Raw genomic sequence first — 14,503 nt, forward strand, 5'->3', positions numbered from 1 at the left:
GGCGGCCGGTTGCCCCCGGGAGACTGTTCGAAACCGCGGCAAGCTCCAGGACAGGATGAGGACATGCTCGACTACGACGAAGAGGCCCGGCACTACGACGCGTCCCGAGGCGGTGAACCGAGGGCCCGCGCGGCTGCGGACGCCGTGGAGCGGCTCCTGCCGGGCGGTCCGTGCGTGGTCCTGGACATCGCGTGCGGCACGGGCATCGTGACCGAGCGGCTGCGGCGGCCGGGGCGGACGGTGGTGGGCGTCGACCGTTCGCCCGGGATGCTGGGCCTGGCCGGGCGGCGGATGCCCGGAGGTGTCGTACGGGGCGACGCCACCGGGCTGCCCTTCGCGGCGGCCTCGGTGGACGCCGTGGTCACCGTCTGGTTGCTCCATCTCCTGCCGGACCCGGAACCGGTGCTGGCCGAGGCGGCCCGGGTGCTGCGGCCCGGCGGGGTGCTGATCACCACCGTCGACAAGAACGACGCGTACTTCGCCGAGGACAGCGACCTCGCCCGGGTGACGGCGGACCTGCGGCAGCAGTACGCGCCCCAAGTGCCCGACGGCTCCGCCCGGGTGCTCCGTCGGGCGGCGGAGCGGGGACTGGGGGTGACCGGCCGGACGGTGTTCCCAGGCACCGGGCAAGGCCGCAGCCCCCGCAAGTGGTGCGAGGCGATCGACGCGGGACTCATCTCCTGGTGCACCCACGCGTCACCGGACCAGGTGGCCGACGTACGGCGACGGCTCGCCGCGCTCCCGGACCAGGACGTGGCCCGCCCGGAGCCTCGATACCGCCTCATCGCCTTGAACGTGAAGACGTGAGAGCAGCAAGGAAATAGCACGTCAGAAGACGGACAGCCCGGTGAGCGTGGTGAAGCGGTCCAGGGCCGACACACCCGCCACCGAGTTGCCGCGCTTGTCGAGCCCCGGGCTCCAGACGCACAGGGTGCACACCCCGGGCACGATGGCGATGATCCCGCCGCCGACGCCGCTCTTGCCCGGCAGCCCCACCCGGTAGGCGAACTCCCCGGCCGCGTCGTACGTCCCGCAGGTGAGCATCACCGCGTTGACCTGCTTCGCCTGGCTGCGGGTCAGCAGCGCCGACCCGTCGGCCCGGACTCCGCCCCGGGCCAGGAACCCGGCGGCGAGGGCCAGGTCCGCGCACGAGGCCTCGATGGAGCACTGCCGGAAGTAGGCGGCGAGCAGGGCCGGGACCGGGAGCGTGATGTTGCCGTACGAGGCCATGAAGTGGGCCAGCGCGGCGTTACGGTCCCCGAAGGCGGCCTCGGAGGCGGCGACCTGCGGCACGAAGTCGATGGCGGCGTTGCCGCTCTCCGTACGCAGCAGGTCTCGCACCTGGCCGGCGGCGTCCCCGGTCAGGGCCTGGAGCCGGTCGGTGACCACCAGCGCACCGGCGTTGATGAACGGATTACGGGGAATCCCGTTCTCGTACTCCAGTTGCACCAGCGAGTTGAACGGGTTCCCCGACGGCTCGCGCCCCACGCCCCGCCAGAGCTGCCCGCCGTCCAGCGAGAGCGCGAGGGCCAGGGCGAACACCTTGGAGATGGACTGCGTCGAGAACGGCTGCCGCCAGTCGCCGACCCCGTAGACGGTCCCGTCCGGCTCCGCGACGGCCATGCCGAACCGCCGGGGATCGGCGTCGGCGAGCATCGGTATGTAGTCGGCGGGCGTGCCGTGGTCGTCGAGCGTGTGCATCTCCTCGGCTATCTGGTTGATCACCGAGGAGAACCGGTGGGAGCCGGAGGGCGGGGCCGGACTGGCTGCCCGGGCGACGGCGGAGGTGTGGGACACGGCGTTTCCTGACGGGCGGGAAGAGGGCCGGGAGGGTCCGGCGTACGGAAGTGGAGTGAGGCCGCCCCCAGTCTGACCTGCCGACCGGGAGCGGCCAAAAGTCCCGGCCCCGCGGCTACGGCGACCACGGCGAGTCCTGAGCATCCGGCTCCGGTGGCCTGTACTGCCACATCCGGCTGCACGGGGCGGTTTGAGTACACGTACTCATGAGCGAGGTTCCGGCCGGGCCCGAGAGTGGGGGCCCGCACCGAACACGAGGAGCAGGCCATGAGTGCCCACCCCGCCCCGGCCCCCGCCGCCCCGGCCATGACTCTGCCGTCCCGGCGTCGCCTGCCGGCCCTCCTCGCCCTCGGCGTGAGCGCGGCGCTCGTCGCGTCGTGGTTCGGCGCGGCCGATCCGACGACCTGGCTGCTGGAGACGGTGTGGGTGATGGTGGGCCTGCCGCTGGCGATCGCGCTGCGTCACCGCTTCCCGCTGAGCGGCCTGCTGTGCGGGCTGCTGGCGGCGCACGCCCTGGTCCTCATCGTGGGCGGCCATTACACCTACGCGGAGGTGCCCGCCGGGGACTGGGTGCGCGACTGGCTCGGCTGGGACCGCAACCCCTACGACCGCTTCGGCCACCTCATGCAGGGCTTCGTCCCGGCCGTCCTGGTACGCGAACTCCTCCTCCGCACCTCTCCGTTGCGCGGCAGCCGCTGGCTCGCCCTGCTCACCGTCTGCGCCTGCCTGGCCTTCAGCGCCGTCTTCGAGATGCTGGAGTGGCTGGCGGCCGTCACCGGAGGCCAGGCCGCAGAGGCCTTCCTCGGCACGCAGGGAGACGTCTGGGACACCCAGTGGGACATGTTCTGCGCCCTCATCGGTGCCGTCTGCGCCCTGCTGCTCCTCAGCCGCGTCCACGACCGGTCCCTCATCCGTCTGAGCCTGGAGAGGTTGAGCAACTCCTCGCCCTCGCAGCGTCGGTGAGGCATGTGGCCAGACCGATGAGTTCTCCGGACCGTGAGGGTCCTATCGGCGGCAGGACGTGCCGCAGCGGTACGACCCCACGTGAACCGGAGAGACGAATATGTCCACAGCGCGAGAGAAGTCAGCCATGGTCGAAGCCCGTGTCGTCTCTGCCGACGGCACCGAGATCGCCTTCGAGCAGTCGGGCCGTGGTCCGGCCGTCGTCCTGGTTGCCTCGGCACTGGCGGACCGCTCGGACACGACCAAGCTGGCGGCTCTTCTGGCCCCGCACTTCACTGTGATCAACTACGACCGGCGCGGACGGGGCGTCAGCGGTGACGCCGACGCCTACGCCCCCGATCGGGAGATCGAGGACATCGCCGCGTTGGTCGAACATGTCGGCGGTTCGGCGTCGCTGTTCGGCTCGTCCTCCGGAGCGGTCCTCGCCCTGCGCGCGGCAGCGGCCGGAGTCGACGTCGAGCGTCTGGCCCTGTATGAGCCGCCCTTCGTGGTCGCCAAGGGCGACGAGGGACCGCCCGAGGATCTCGCGCGGCGGATCACCGAGTTGCTCGCGGAAGGCCGCCGCAGTGACGCGGTCACGTACTTCATGACCAAGGTCCAGGGCATGCCCGGCATCGCGGTGTTCTTCATGAAACTCATGCCGAAGATGTGGGCCGGCCTCACCGGGCTGGCCGGCACTCTGCCCTACGACATCGCGGTCATGGGCGACACCCAGCAGGGCAAGCCGCTCGATGCCGAGGAGTGGAAGGGAGTGCACGTACCCACCCGTGTGCTGACCGGTGGCAAGAGTCCGGCCGCGTTCCAGCGCGCCGCCCTCGCCGTCACCGAAATCCTGCCGCAGGCCGAGCACCGCACCCTGCCCGGACTCAACCACGGTGCCGTGGTCATGGCTCCGAAGAAGATCGCCCCGCAGATCATCGAGTTCATCAAGGGATGAGCTCGTCCTTCGAGGGGTTCGGCGGCGCCCGGGACAGCCCGTAGTTCAACGCCGGGTCGCACTCCATGCATGACGGAGCCGCGAGAAGGGGGTTCTTCCACGGCCGGTGGAAGAACCCCCTTCTCCTCTTCCGGAATTCCGCCGGGTGATACCCGCCGGTTCCGGAGAGAACTCCTCACCACTCAAAGAGCGGAATGCGTCAGGCGTTGATCTTCTTCAGGTCCACCACGTCCTCGGCGGCGGGCTTCTGCGCGTCGACCTTCTTGTTGTAATCGCTCAGCACGGTCTCGCTCGGCACTTCGCCGCCTTCGGAGACCGCCTTGAGTACGTAGGGCTCGCCCTCGGTGGCCACGTACATGGTGATCTTCTCGCCGTTCTCCTGCTTCTTCTCCAGGATCAGCGCCGGCGTGCCGTCGACCTCCGTGGTCTTGCCCTTCTTCATTCCCTTGCGCTCGGACTTGTCGCTGTCCAGCATGGCGAGGGCGGCCTGCTTGTCGCACATCCCCTCCGTCCCGGCCTGCGTCGAGTCGGAGACCACCCACTTGTCCTGGACCTGCTGGACAACCTTGTCGGTGCCGGGCTTGCCCTTCAGCGTGTTCTGCCAGAACTTCTCGTCGCCCCGCACGTAGACGCTCTGCCCGACCTGGACGACTTCGGCCTTGGCTCCCTGTCCGGTCATGGTGCCCGTACAGAGATCCTGGTCGTCCACGCGGAAATCGAGGGCGATCTCGTTGCCGCCGGGCTGCTTCGCCTTTCCGACGATCCGCAGGGATTTCGCGTCACGCGTCGCCTTGACCGCTTCCGCCGCGATGGTGTCCGCGCTCTTTCCCTCGAACGCGTCATCGGAACTCTCACCGCCACACCCCACCAGTGCCGTCGCACCCAAAGACACCGAAACCGCAGCCAGAATGACCTTCTTCATCGCTTCCCCTCCCGGAAATATTGGAAGGCCTCCCCGGGCCCTCATGAGCCCGGCTACCCAGGAAAAGCGGAAGATCACTCACCTATTTATCGGCTTTCCCGACAGCTACAAGAAAGAGGCGAATTCGGCCAACGTGGCCGGAGGAAGGGGGGCGGGGCCGGTTCCCGCGGCGAGGTCAGGCGGCGCCGAACGTCCCGGCCCGTACCCCCGCGACGAACGCCGAGAACGCGGCGGCAGGGACGCCGACCACCGGGCCGCCCGCGCACTTGGAGTCGCGGACCGGGACGAAGTCACGGGAGGCAGCGAGGTTGACGGCCACCTCGACGCAGTCGCCGCCGTTCGAGCTGTACGAGGACGTGAACCACTGCGGGTGCTGCTCGGTCATCACGAAGTGCCCTTTCATCTAAGGAAGTTCCACCATGCACGAGCCCGGTGAGCGCTGCCAGAGCGCCCTCGCGCGGCGTGGCCGCCAGGCAGTGGAACGCCCCACCCTGTGGGGCGCGGCAGGGTGGGGCTGTGCGCAGAACTGGGCCGCTCAGGCGGTGCCGAACGTCCCGGCCCGCACGCCCGCGACGAACGCCGAGAACGCGGCGGTACGGACGCCGACCACCGGGCCGTCCGCGCACTTGGAGTCGCGGACCGGGACGAAGTCACGGGAGGCAGCGAGGTTGACGGCCACCTCGACGCAGTTGCCGCCGTTGTCGCTGTACGAGGACGTGAACCAACGCGGGGGTTCGGTCTTCACGGAGGTGCCCTTTCGTAGCAGGAAGCCCCACCATGTACGAGCCGGCACGGCGGGCGCCAGAGGGCCGCAGGCGGTACCGAGGCCGCGCCGGATGATCTATCCTCTCGCCGAGGGGGCACAGATGAAGACGTTGCCGGCATCACTGAAGCGGGCCTGGACCGACTGGGCAGCCTGCCTCGTCATGGTGGTGACCGCCGTCCGTTGCCAGAGCCCTTTCCTGATCGCCCTCTTCGCTGCGATGGCACTACTGGCGGCGCTTTTCGGTGCTCACAGGACCTGGCGGACCATGAGGTCAGCCTGAGACCGCAGTGATCCATCAATGACGCAGAGCGGCCGCGAAAGCTGTGCCGCACCCAGACAGCAGGACGCCCCACCGCGCTCTCAGCGGTGGGGCGTCGCTGCACCGGCGGCGGTCAGACGGCGTCGAACGTCCCGGCCTGCACGCCCGCGACGAACGCGGAGAACGCGGCGGTACGGACGTCGACCACCGGACCGTCCACGCGCTTGGAGTCACGGACGGGGACGATGCCCTGCGAGGCGACCAGGTTGGCGGCCACCTCGACGCAGTCACCGCCGTTTGCGCTGTACGAGGACTTGAACCAACGGGGGGATTCGGTCTTCACGGGGTGCCCTTTCGCAACTTGCTGATCTTGGCCACAGACGCCGTCTTCGACAGCGACTCGCCCTGCATCTGATGGTAGGCCGTGAACATGGGTGCCACTAGCGATGTTTCGCGCTCGACGTACCCCTGTGCCTGCGATTCGGCGTAGGCAACGATGGAGCGGTCAGCCATGGTCAGCAGGTTGACCGGCAAGAAGAACGCCCTGCGCTCGCCCAGGCTGAACGGCGCCACCTGGATGATCCAGTTGGGGCGCGCGGCCATCTCCTCCAACCGTCGGAGCTGGGCGTTCATGACCTCCGGACCGCCGACGGCCTGATGGAGGCAGCTCTCGTCCATGACGACGAACATCATGGGCGGCTGCGACCGCACCAGGGCCGCCTGCCGCTGCTCCAGACGCGCGACGCGCTCGTCGGCCTGTTCGTAGGTGATGGCCCCCCGCTCCACGTCCCCGTAAGCGAGGGCGCGCGCGTAGTCCGGCGTCTGTAACAGCCCAGGAATGAGACCGAGGTTGTAGATCCTGAGCTCCACCGCCCGGCCCTCGTACCCCACGTACTCCGGGAAGCCCTCCAGCATCGAGCCGTTCCGCAGCTCCATGTACTCGCGCTCGAACGAGTCGGCCGTGCCGGTCGTACCAAATGCCAGGTCGGACTTCCGCGAAAACGGAAGAGACGGCGGTTTGCGAACAGTTTCCACGGCCGAGATGTGCTGACTGGAGTACCCGATCCTCGGGGCCAGCGCGTCCTGCGTCCACCCCCGCTCCTCCCGGAACCTGCGGAGGCGCGCCCCGAAGGCCGCCTGCGGGCTGCTGGCGGGGTTCAGTTCCTTGATGTTGGCCATGCCCGTACTTCCTACTCTTCCTTCAGATTCCCCCAGTTGAAGGGCTTCTCACGTTAGGTCACTCTGAATCGCCCCGGTAGCCGAATGGCTACAGAACGGAGCGAAGGAGTACGCCGTGGACTCTCGTGCGAGCCACCAGGAAGCACCTCCTGACCCACCCACCCCGAACACCCCCCTGGTCGACACCAGCCGCAACGACCGCGTGGGCGAGTTCCGAGGGGTCGCCGGCCTCTACTGGTCCCTCTGCCCCGTCGGCGGCGGGCGTGAGTGGGAGGTCGAACCCCGGCACGTACGCCCCGCGCTCCCCATGGAGCAGATCCGCGCCCGCACCGCACGCGCCAACGCCCGCAGCCGAGGTGAGGTCCTGTGATGAGCAGCCCCCTCACCCGGGGCCCGGCCGCCAACAACCACGGACGGGCCGCGTGATGCGCGCGCGGTACGCCACCGAGGTCACCGTCATCGTCGGGCAGCGGTTCGCCTCGCTCGGCGGAGTCACCGTAGGCAACCGGCGCCTCGCCCTCCTCTGGCTCCGCCGCCAGGCCCTCCGCCTCGCCAACGCACACGGGAGCGCCGTACGGGACGCCTCACCCGGCGACGTACGCCCCGTCCGCTTCCACGGCACCGACGCACCCGAGAGCCTGCGGTTCTGGGCCACCGACGCGCACCGCCAGGACGACGCGATACGGACCCTCGAAGCGGGCTTCCCGCTCCACTTCACCGTCACCGACCCCGCCGTCGGGCTCCACCTCACCCTCGCCGGATGGCACACCGCCCCGGCCACACCCCTGTAGCCCCCTCCGCAGAAGAGGCCCCCGTGCTGCAATGCACCGCCCTCACCCGGCTCCCCCTCAGCGAGGTGCTCACCGCCCTCGTGACCATGCCCTACGGCCCCGACACCCCGCCCGATGACTTCACGCTCGACCACTACGTCCTGTGCGAACTCGGCGAGCACCGCGCCGACATCGAGCACGCCGCACTCCTGTGCCCTGCCGAGAACCCCGACCGGCCCGCGCTCTGGTTCTTCTGGAGCGGCACCGACACCGACCGCACCCACCGCTTCACCACCGCGCCCTGGTGCCCGGCCGCCCTCCGGCACCTGCGCACCAACGCCGCCCTGCCGTGCTCGCTCTTCACCGGCCATCCCACCGGCCACTCCTGGGACATCACCGATCCCCTCGCGGACCTCATCGCCGGGGCGGCCGGTGCCGATACCGATACCGATGACGACGCCTCCGACGACCCACGAAAGCGGCACCGGCCATGATGCAGTGCACCGCCGTCGCCCTTCTCCCGCCCCCGGACCACCTCGTCGCCCTCGCACCTCCCGGGCTGCGCCCCGAGACCGGCCACATCCTCTGCGAACTCGGCGGCAACCATGACGACCGGCACGCCGCCCTGCTCTGGGACGACGGCGGACGGACCGGAAGCGGCGTCTGGGTCCGCTGGATGGGCTCCGGTCTCGCCGCCCTCGCCCCTCTCCCCTGGTGTCCCGCGCTCGACCCCCGTAACGAAGCCTGCGAGCTGTTCGCCGCGCACCCCTCCGCCCACAGTTGGCTCGTCACGGACCCCACCGACGACGCCGTCACCCGGCTCCTCGTGGACCATCACCCTGATCTCTTCCCTGAGTTCAGGGGCGGGGACGCCGGCAGAGAGGGTGATCAGGACGGGACCGGGGGCCGGTCCTGATTCCGGTGGCCGCCTCAGCCTCCCCGGCGCCGTCAGGTCGTGCCGCGCTCGGTGATACGGGTCAGCAGGCGTGTGGTGGCCTCCGGCGCTTCGAGCATCATGTCGTGGCCGGTCGGGAGCGAGTGGACGTCCCAGCCGTGGGCGCGTGCTCGGTTCTCGGACCCTTCGAGGCTGGGCAGCGGCGGCCGGGTGTGGCGTACGTAGGAGGCGGGAAGGGCCGCGAGCGGTGCCGGGTCGAAGTCGACGGCGTCCGTCTGGCAGCGCAACGGGAAAGCGGTGAGGCGAGGCGCCATCCAGGCCGCCAACTCCTCGTCCGTGATGCCCCATTGGGCGAGGAAGGAGGCGTCGGCGGGCAGGTACCAGCCGTCGCCCTTCTCGGCGGCGAGTGCGCGGTACCGCTGGGCCGTCTCGGGCAGCTCGACGTCCAGCAGGCACTCGCCGGGCCGGACGAGGAACGCGCCGAGGAAGGTGACCGAGGCCAGGCGGCCGGCGGCCCGCTCGGCGACCGGGCCCGCCAGGACACCGGCGTAGCTGTGCAGGACCAGGTGGACGTCGCTGAGGTCCTCGTAGTGCAGGAGGCCGGCCACATCCGCCACGTGTGTGGCGACGCCGACGTCCGGGCCGAGCAGGTGGGCGTGCTCGCCCTGGCCGGTCAGGCTCGGCGTGAAGACCTGATGGCCGGCCCGGGAGAGCAGGTCGCGGACGGCGCGCCAGCACCAGCCACCGTGCATGGCTCCGTGGACCAGCACATAGGTCCCCATGACAGACCGCCTCATCTCGCCTCGATCGCGCCCCCCCATCCGCACCTTAGGGCGCCGATCGCCGCGCGGACGGGACGACAGGACGGCTCGGGGCGGGTCAGGTCATCGCCTGTGCCCCTATGACCGACAGCAGTCGCAGCCGGTCGTAGCTCTCGCTGCCCGGTGCCGCCGTGTAGACGAGCAGGCTGTGGGACTGGTCCGGGTCCAGCAGCCGTTGGCAGTTCAGTTCCAGGACGCCCACCTCGGGGTGGATGAAGCGCTTGACCTCGTGCGGGCGGATGCCGACCTCCTGCCGGTCCCAGAGGCGGCGGAACTCCTCGCTCCGGTCGAGCAGCAGCTCGGCGCAGTGGGCCGCGCGGGAGCCGGCGCCCCGCAGGGTGGCCAGCTCCCGCAGGCCGGAGGCGAACATCCGGGAGAGGAAGTCGTGGTCGTCCGCCACGTACAGCGAGCGGGTGGCGGGGTCGGTGAACCAGCGGTAGCCGATGGAGCGGTCGAAGCCCGCGTAGCGGGTCGTGTCGCCGGTGAGGGCGACGCCCAGCGGACTCTGCCGCAGGGTCTCCCCCAGTTCGGTGACGATCTCGGCGGGGGTGTCGTCCAGCCGGTCCAGGATGCGGAGGAGGCCGGGGTTGATGTGCTCACCGGTCGTGCCCCGGACCGGCGGGGTGTGGCCGGCGAGGCGGAACAGGTGGTCGCGCTCCTCCAGGGAGAGATGGAGGCCCTGCGCGATCGAGGCGATCATCTGCTCCGACGGCTGCGGTCCGCGTTCGCGTTCCAGCCGGGCGTAGTAGTCGGTCGACATGTGGCAGAGCACGGCGACCTCCTCGCGGCGCAGCCCACCGGTCCTACGGCGCTGTCCGCGCGGGAGTCCGACGTCCTCGGGTTGCAGCAGCTCCCGGCGGTGCCGGAGGAAGGCCGCCAGGCCTGCGCGGTCGATCTCCACTGTTCTCCTCCGGTCCGTGTCTTCGTCTTCCCGGTCGTCCGCCCCCGCCCCCGGTCGTCCGCCCTCCACCTCCTTTGTAGCGTCCGGCGGCTGTCGCAACCACGGATCGTCGATCCCCCCATACGGCCGGGCGCGTCCCCGGACTCCGGCCCCACCCGGAACGTAACGTCGCCTCGCCGGTCGAACGGCGGCCCGCCGATCAGCGGATCGGCGGGCCCTGGATAGGCCGGGGCGACGGCGTCACCGTGGAAACGACCCGACCTCACGGACCCCACGAGGAGTGACCCCCATGCCCCGCACGACCCCCGCCCTCACCCTCCCCGACCTCTCCGGCAAGCGCGCCGTCGTCACCGGTGGCAGCGACGGCATCGGGCTCGGTGTCGCGGCCCGCCTCGCCGCCGCCGGCGCCGAGGTCGTCCTGCCCGTCCGCAACCAGGGCAAGGGCGAGAAGGCGCTCGCCGCGATCCGGCGGCAGGCTCCCGCCGCCCGGGTGTCGCTGCGCCCGCTCGATCTGTCCTCGCTGGGATCGGTCGCCGCGCTCGGCGACTCCCTGGCCGGCGAGGGCCGGCCCGTCCACCTGCTGGTCAACAACGCGGGCGTCATGACCCCGCCCGAGCGGCAGACCACCGCCGACGGGTTCGAGACGCAGTTCGGCACCAACCACCTCGGCCACTTCGCCCTCGTCGGCCGGCTGCTGCCTGTCCTGCGGGCCGGGCAGGCCCGGGTGACCTCGCAGATCAGCGTCTCCGCCAACCAGAACGCGATCAACTGGGACGACCTGAACTGGGAACGCTCGTACAACGGCATGAAGGCCTACAGCCAGTCGAAGATCGCCTTCGGGCTGTTCGGCCTGGAACTCGACCGCCGCAGCCGGGCCGAGGGCTGGGGCATCACCAGCAACCTGTCCCACCCGGGCATCGCGCCCACCAGCCTGCTCGCCGCCCGGCCGGAGATGGGCCGGACCGAGGACACCCTGGGCGTGCGGCTGATCCGGTTCCTGTCGGCCCGGGGCATCCTGGTCGGCACGGTGGAGAGCGCCCAACTGCCCGCGCTGTACGCCGCGACCGCGCCCGGCTCCCGGGGCGGCGCCCTCTACGGGCCCAAGGGCCCCGGGCACATGGGCGGCCCGCCCGCCGAGCAGAAGCTCTATTCCCGGCTCACCGGCACCGACGAGGCCCGTCGGGTCTGGGAGGTCTCGGAGGAGCTGACCGGCGTACGGTTCACCGACCTGGCCGGCCGGTAGGGGCCCGGGCGGCTCGGCTACGCGGCGGGCGGCACGGTTACGCGGCGGCCGGTGGGGCCGCGAGCCGGAAGCCCACGCCGATCGCCGCGAGATCCTCCTCGTAGGCGCCGTGGCGCCGGGCGCACCGGGCCAGGTCCCGGTCGTGGCGGAAGGCGCCGCCCCGGGTGATGTGCCGGTCGAAGGCCCAGTCCTCGGTGGCGGGTACGTCGTCGGGCGCGCCGGGATACGGGGCGTAGAGCGTGGAGGTCCACTCGTCGGCGTTGCCCGCCATGTCCAGCACGCCGAAGGGGCTCGCGCCGTCCGGGAACGAGCCGACCGGCGTGGTGGTGCCGACGCCGAGGTCCACCAGATTGGCCAGGCCGGTGCGGTATTCGTCGCCCCACGGGAACTCCCGGCCGTCGTCACCCCGCGCGGCCCGCTCCCACTCGTCCTCCGTCGGCAGCCGCACCTCCCGGCCGGTGCGCTCTTCGAGCCACCGGCAGTACGCCGTCGCGTCCTCCCAGGCGACCCCGATGACCGGATGGTCCGCCGCCGGTCCCCGTGGCGCCGGCCGGCCGGTGTCCGCCGCGAAGAGCCCGTACTGCTCGACGGTGACCGCCGTGCGGGCGATCCGGAAGGCCGGTACGTGGATCTCCGTACGCGGGGCCTCCTTCCGGTACCAGGCCTGCGGTACGTGGGTGTCCGCGTAGCGCCGGGCCACGGCCGCCAGCTCGTCGGCGGGCGTGCCGCGACGCACCGGCCCGGCCGGGATGTCGATCCAGTCCACCTGTTCCACTGCTTCTCCTCCGTCGTCCATCGTCGTTCAGGCCGCTGCCGGCTTGACCAGGTCCACGACGCCCTCTTCCCAGGTGCCGGGCAGCACGGCGTATCCCTGCCGCTCGTAGAGAGCGATGTTGCGGTGGCTGGCGGCGCCGGTGGACAGGACGATGCGGTCGCCTTCCTCCGCCGCGGACTCGGCCCGGCTCAGGAGCCAACGGCCCACGCCGAGGCCGCGCAGGTCGGGAGCGACGGCGAGCCGTCCGACGTGCAGGTCGGTGGCGATGCGGCGGGTGCGGACCATGCCGAGCAGCCGGCCGTCCCGCCAGAGGCCCGTGGCGTCCCAGTCGGCCAGCCAGGCGCGTACGTCGGCCGGTGACTCGTGGAGCGCCGGGATGGCCAGCGTGTCGTTGGCGATGGCCTCCTCCATCCAGCAGCAGCGCTGGAGCACGGTCACCTCGGCGGCGTCGTCCGGGCCGAGCCGGCGCGCGTACGAGCCGGGCAGCGGGCCCTCGACGGAGGCCGTGTGCTCGCGCTCGCGCATCGGGGCCAGGGCGCGTGCGGCCCGGACCAGCTCCGCCAACAGGCCCTGGGCCGCTTCCGCGTGGCGCGCCTCGGGCTCCAGGCGGCCGTCCCGCAGCGCGTCCGCGATCCGCAGGGCGACGGTCGCGCCGAGCGGGACCAGGCGCAGGGTGGTCACCACCTGCTTGGCGTGCTGGACCGCGCGGGTGCCGGCCGAGGTGTGGCCGTAGCTGACGAAGCCGGCCGGCTTCCAGGCCCACTCGGGGCTCAGGTAGTCGAGCGCGTTCTTGAGCGTGGCCGGCATGCCGTAGTTGTACTCCGGGGTCACGAAGACGAAGCCGTCCGCCTCGGCCACGATCCGGCTCCAGCGGCGGGTGTGTTCGTGGTGGTGGACGCCGGTCGACGGGTGCTCCTCCTCGTCCAGGAACGGCAGGTCCAGATCGCCGATCGCCAGCGGTACGAGGTCCACGCCGAGCCGCTCGGCGTCGGGTGCCAGCGTGTCGGTCAGCCACCGGCCGACGGCGGGGCCCAGTGCGTTGGGACGGGTGGTGCAGGTCAGGACGAGGACGCGCAGGCGTTTCGTTGTCATGGAAACGAAATTAGCCGGTAGATTGGTTACATGTCAACGAATGGGGCGGAGTCCCCGGTCAACTGGCTCTCAGCCGACGAGGAGCGCGCCTGGCGCGCGTACCACCGCATGGTCACCGCCGTACAGGTCGGCACCGCGCAGGACCTGGCCGCGCTCGGTCTCTCCGAGCCGGACTACGAGGTGCTCAGCACACTGTCCGAGCGCCCGGACGGCACCAGCACGCTGCACGAACAGGCCGCCAAGATGGGCTGGTCGCGCAGCCGCCTGTCCCGGCACGCCTCCCGCATGGAGACGCGCGAGCTCATCCGGCGCGCGCCCGATCCCCGCGACGGCCGAGGCTGCCTCCTCGTCCTGACCGCGACCGGCTGGGACACCTTGCGCGAGGCCGCACCGCTCCATGTCGCCTCCGTGCGCCGCCACTTGATCGACCGTCTCGACCCGGAGGAGCTCGCGGCCCTCGGCGCGATCGCGCGGAAGCTCATCGACGAGCGGTAGCCCCTGGGCAACGCGGTGGGCCCGGATCACGGATGATCCGGGCCCACTGTCGTACGTGTCTGCGCGTCAGCTCTGCGCGTCCCGACCGGCCGGCTCGGCGGCGGCCTCGGCCGCCTGCGCCTCGGCGCGCTCGCGCATCCTGCGTACCAGCTCCTGCTTCTTGTCCTCGGCGGCCTTGCGGTCGGCGCCTCGCGCGGAACCCGCGCCCTGCTGGTCGGCGCGGGACAGCTTCTTGCGCTGTCCGCCGACGCCGAGGAGGTTGTTGCGGCTCTTGGCCACGGCGTTCTCCCGTTCGTGGGGATGAGAAGTGAGTCGGGAAAGGTCGAAGGGGCCGGTCGCGCCGGTCCCCGTGGCGGCGGGGTGGACTCACCCGCCGCGCGCTCACTCGTAGATCTGGAAGAACGAAGACATGCCGGAACGGTACCCCGCCCCCGGAGCGCCCCGCACCGGATTTTTCAGGCCGTCGGGTCGACCGTCGCCTGGTGGGCCTCGGTCAGGTGCTCCTGTGCCTTCAGCCAGGGCAGGAACTGCGCCGAGCGGCGCCAGCCGCAGGTGGCGCACGTCAGCTCGCGCGACATGCCCGACTTCCGTACCCGCACGACGTGTTCACGGCCGTGCTGGTCCCATCTGGTGACCTTGCTGCTGGTGATCGACGGCATCGCGTACCTCCCGGGACGGCGGCGGGGGC

At 71.2% G+C, this 14,503-nt stretch carries 21 protein-coding genes; 9 read left to right on the plus strand and 12 right to left on the minus strand.

The window, feature by feature from the left end:
• Nucleotides 1-63 precede the first annotated feature (63 nt).
• Nucleotides 64-807, plus strand: a complete 744-nt coding sequence (locus ACFWRT_RS03005) for a class I SAM-dependent methyltransferase (RefSeq protein ID WP_380952674.1) — start codon at nt 64-66, stop codon at nt 805-807.
• 21 nt (nt 808-828) lie between these two features.
• On the opposite strand, the gene ACFWRT_RS03010 is transcribed toward ACFWRT_RS03005, so the two are convergent.
• Nucleotides 829-1,797, minus strand: a complete 969-nt coding sequence (locus ACFWRT_RS03010; RefSeq protein WP_380952673.1) for a glutaminase — start codon at nt 1,795-1,797, stop codon at nt 829-831.
• A 267-nt stretch (nt 1,798-2,064) separates the two neighbouring features.
• On the opposite strand from ACFWRT_RS03010, the gene ACFWRT_RS03015 reads away from it, so the two are divergent.
• Nucleotides 2,065-2,760 (plus strand): DUF2238 domain-containing protein, encoded by a 696-nt coding sequence (locus ACFWRT_RS03015; RefSeq protein WP_380952672.1) that lies wholly within the window; start codon nt 2,065-2,067, stop codon nt 2,758-2,760.
• 100 nt (nt 2,761-2,860) lie between these two features.
• Complete coding sequence (locus tag ACFWRT_RS03020) at nt 2,861-3,697, plus strand: alpha/beta fold hydrolase (protein ID WP_380952671.1); 837 nt, start codon at nt 2,861-2,863, stop codon at nt 3,695-3,697.
• Nucleotides 3,698-3,896: 199 nt separating this feature from the next.
• Here the strand turns inward: ACFWRT_RS03020 and ACFWRT_RS03025 are convergent, their stop codons facing one another.
• The 5 genes from ACFWRT_RS03025 to ACFWRT_RS03045 all read right to left on the minus strand — a co-directional run bounded on the left by ACFWRT_RS03025 (nt 3,897) and on the right by ACFWRT_RS03045 (nt 6,823).
• A complete protein-coding gene (locus tag ACFWRT_RS03025; protein WP_380952670.1) occupies nt 3,897-4,619 on the minus strand; it encodes a hypothetical protein in 723 nt (240 codons plus the stop codon).
• Between the two features lie 175 nt (nt 4,620-4,794).
• The gene (locus tag ACFWRT_RS03030) at nt 4,795-5,004 is read right to left on the minus strand and encodes a DUF397 domain-containing protein (protein WP_380952669.1); all 210 of its coding nucleotides are present in this window, start codon (nt 5,002-5,004) and stop codon (nt 4,795-4,797) included.
• A 150-nt stretch (nt 5,005-5,154) separates the two neighbouring features.
• Nucleotides 5,155-5,364 (minus strand): DUF397 domain-containing protein, encoded by a 210-nt coding sequence (locus tag ACFWRT_RS03035; protein WP_380952668.1) that lies wholly within the window; start codon nt 5,362-5,364, stop codon nt 5,155-5,157.
• A 413-nt stretch (nt 5,365-5,777) separates the two neighbouring features.
• A complete protein-coding gene (locus ACFWRT_RS03040; protein WP_380952667.1) occupies nt 5,778-5,987 on the minus strand; it encodes a DUF397 domain-containing protein in 210 nt (69 codons plus the stop codon).
• Entirely contained in the window at nt 5,984-6,823 is an 840-nt protein-coding gene (locus ACFWRT_RS03045; RefSeq protein WP_380952666.1) for a helix-turn-helix domain-containing protein, read from the minus strand. Before ACFWRT_RS03045 ends, ACFWRT_RS03040 begins: the two co-directional genes overlap by 4 nt.
• Before the next feature lie 115 nt (nt 6,824-6,938).
• Between ACFWRT_RS03045 and ACFWRT_RS03050 the strand changes: the two genes are divergently transcribed.
• The 4 genes from ACFWRT_RS03050 to ACFWRT_RS03065 are packed head-to-tail and all read left to right on the plus strand — an operon-like array spanning nt 6,939 to nt 8,509.
• A complete protein-coding gene (locus ACFWRT_RS03050; protein ID WP_380952665.1) occupies nt 6,939-7,193 on the plus strand; it encodes a hypothetical protein in 255 nt (84 codons plus the stop codon).
• A 55-nt stretch (nt 7,194-7,248) separates the two neighbouring features.
• A complete protein-coding gene (locus tag ACFWRT_RS03055) occupies nt 7,249-7,614 on the plus strand; it encodes a hypothetical protein (RefSeq protein ID WP_380952730.1) in 366 nt (121 codons plus the stop codon).
• Between the two features lie 23 nt (nt 7,615-7,637).
• A complete protein-coding gene (locus ACFWRT_RS03060) occupies nt 7,638-8,087 on the plus strand; it encodes a hypothetical protein (protein WP_381121215.1) in 450 nt (149 codons plus the stop codon).
• Complete coding sequence (locus ACFWRT_RS03065; RefSeq protein ID WP_380952663.1) at nt 8,084-8,509, plus strand: hypothetical protein; 426 nt, start codon at nt 8,084-8,086, stop codon at nt 8,507-8,509. The genes ACFWRT_RS03060 and ACFWRT_RS03065 overlap by 4 nt, the downstream gene beginning before the upstream one ends.
• A gap of 32 nt (nt 8,510-8,541) precedes the next feature.
• Here the strand turns inward: ACFWRT_RS03065 and ACFWRT_RS03070 are convergent, their stop codons facing one another.
• Together ACFWRT_RS03070 and ACFWRT_RS03075 are read right to left on the minus strand one after the other, a co-directional pair.
• On the minus strand, nt 8,542-9,270 hold the full coding sequence (locus tag ACFWRT_RS03070; RefSeq protein ID WP_380952662.1) for an alpha/beta fold hydrolase: 729 nt from the start codon (nt 9,268-9,270) through the stop codon (nt 8,542-8,544).
• Nucleotides 9,271-9,367: 97 nt separating this feature from the next.
• Nucleotides 9,368-10,210 (minus strand): helix-turn-helix transcriptional regulator, encoded by an 843-nt coding sequence (locus tag ACFWRT_RS03075; RefSeq protein WP_380952661.1) that lies wholly within the window; start codon nt 10,208-10,210, stop codon nt 9,368-9,370.
• A gap of 289 nt (nt 10,211-10,499) precedes the next feature.
• On the opposite strand from ACFWRT_RS03075, the gene ACFWRT_RS03080 reads away from it, so the two are divergent.
• Complete coding sequence (locus tag ACFWRT_RS03080; RefSeq protein ID WP_380952660.1) at nt 10,500-11,453, plus strand: SDR family oxidoreductase; 954 nt, start codon at nt 10,500-10,502, stop codon at nt 11,451-11,453.
• A 37-nt stretch (nt 11,454-11,490) separates the two neighbouring features.
• On the opposite strand, the gene ACFWRT_RS03085 is transcribed toward ACFWRT_RS03080, so the two are convergent.
• Both ACFWRT_RS03085 and ACFWRT_RS03090 read right to left on the minus strand, forming a co-directional pair.
• On the minus strand, nt 11,491-12,249 hold the full coding sequence (locus ACFWRT_RS03085; RefSeq protein ID WP_380952659.1) for a formylglycine-generating enzyme family protein: 759 nt from the start codon (nt 12,247-12,249) through the stop codon (nt 11,491-11,493).
• Between the two features lie 6 nt (nt 12,250-12,255).
• On the minus strand, nt 12,256-13,320 hold the full coding sequence (locus ACFWRT_RS03090) for a GNAT family N-acetyltransferase (RefSeq protein WP_380952658.1): 1,065 nt from the start codon (nt 13,318-13,320) through the stop codon (nt 12,256-12,258).
• A 30-nt stretch (nt 13,321-13,350) separates the two neighbouring features.
• On the opposite strand from ACFWRT_RS03090, the gene ACFWRT_RS03095 reads away from it, so the two are divergent.
• A complete protein-coding gene (locus ACFWRT_RS03095) occupies nt 13,351-13,815 on the plus strand; it encodes a MarR family winged helix-turn-helix transcriptional regulator (RefSeq protein ID WP_380952657.1) in 465 nt (154 codons plus the stop codon).
• Between the two features lie 66 nt (nt 13,816-13,881).
• On the opposite strand, the gene ACFWRT_RS03100 is transcribed toward ACFWRT_RS03095, so the two are convergent.
• The gene (locus tag ACFWRT_RS03100; RefSeq protein WP_380952656.1) at nt 13,882-14,094 is read right to left on the minus strand and encodes a DUF6243 family protein; all 213 of its coding nucleotides are present in this window, start codon (nt 14,092-14,094) and stop codon (nt 13,882-13,884) included.
• A gap of 176 nt (nt 14,095-14,270) precedes the next feature.
• Complete coding sequence (locus tag ACFWRT_RS03105; RefSeq protein ID WP_380952655.1) at nt 14,271-14,474, minus strand: hypothetical protein; 204 nt, start codon at nt 14,472-14,474, stop codon at nt 14,271-14,273.
• Between the last annotated feature and the right edge of the window lie 29 nt (nt 14,475-14,503).

It is taken from the genome of Streptomyces cyaneofuscatus (genome assembly GCF_042718795.1).
Classification (GTDB): Bacteria; Actinomycetota; Actinomycetes; order Streptomycetales; family Streptomycetaceae; genus Streptomyces; species Streptomyces cyaneofuscatus_A.

What these genes read in the sequence shown, in the direction of transcription:
- ACFWRT_RS03005 (WP_380952674.1), top strand. Translation starts at nt 64, where the DNA reads ATGCTCGACTACGACGAAGAGGCCCGGCACTACGACGCGTCCCGAGGC.
- ACFWRT_RS03015 (WP_380952672.1), top strand. Translation starts at nt 2,065, where the DNA reads ATGAGTGCCCACCCCGCCCCGGCCCCCGCCGCCCCGGCCATGACTCTG.
- ACFWRT_RS03020 (WP_380952671.1), top strand. Translation starts at nt 2,861, where the DNA reads ATGTCCACAGCGCGAGAGAAGTCAGCCATGGTCGAAGCCCGTGTCGTC.
- ACFWRT_RS03025 (WP_380952670.1), bottom strand. Translation starts at nt 4,619, where the DNA reads ATGAAGAAGGTCATTCTGGCTGCGGTTTCGGTGTCTTTGGGTGCGACG.
- ACFWRT_RS03030 (WP_380952669.1), bottom strand. Translation starts at nt 5,004, where the DNA reads ATGACCGAGCAGCACCCGCAGTGGTTCACGTCCTCGTACAGCTCGAAC.
- ACFWRT_RS03045 (WP_380952666.1), bottom strand. Translation starts at nt 6,823, where the DNA reads ATGGCCAACATCAAGGAACTGAACCCCGCCAGCAGCCCGCAGGCGGCC.
- ACFWRT_RS03055 (WP_380952730.1), top strand. Translation starts at nt 7,249, where the DNA reads ATGCGCGCGCGGTACGCCACCGAGGTCACCGTCATCGTCGGGCAGCGG.
- ACFWRT_RS03065 (WP_380952663.1), top strand. Translation starts at nt 8,084, where the DNA reads ATGATGCAGTGCACCGCCGTCGCCCTTCTCCCGCCCCCGGACCACCTC.
- ACFWRT_RS03070 (WP_380952662.1), bottom strand. Translation starts at nt 9,270, where the DNA reads ATGGGGACCTATGTGCTGGTCCACGGAGCCATGCACGGTGGCTGGTGC.
- ACFWRT_RS03080 (WP_380952660.1), top strand. Translation starts at nt 10,500, where the DNA reads ATGCCCCGCACGACCCCCGCCCTCACCCTCCCCGACCTCTCCGGCAAG.
- ACFWRT_RS03085 (WP_380952659.1), bottom strand. Translation starts at nt 12,249, where the DNA reads ATGGACGACGGAGGAGAAGCAGTGGAACAGGTGGACTGGATCGACATC.
- ACFWRT_RS03090 (WP_380952658.1), bottom strand. Translation starts at nt 13,320, where the DNA reads ATGACAACGAAACGCCTGCGCGTCCTCGTCCTGACCTGCACCACCCGT.
- ACFWRT_RS03095 (WP_380952657.1), top strand. Translation starts at nt 13,351, where the DNA reads ATGTCAACGAATGGGGCGGAGTCCCCGGTCAACTGGCTCTCAGCCGAC.
- ACFWRT_RS03105 (WP_380952655.1), bottom strand. Translation starts at nt 14,474, where the DNA reads ATGCCGTCGATCACCAGCAGCAAGGTCACCAGATGGGACCAGCACGGC.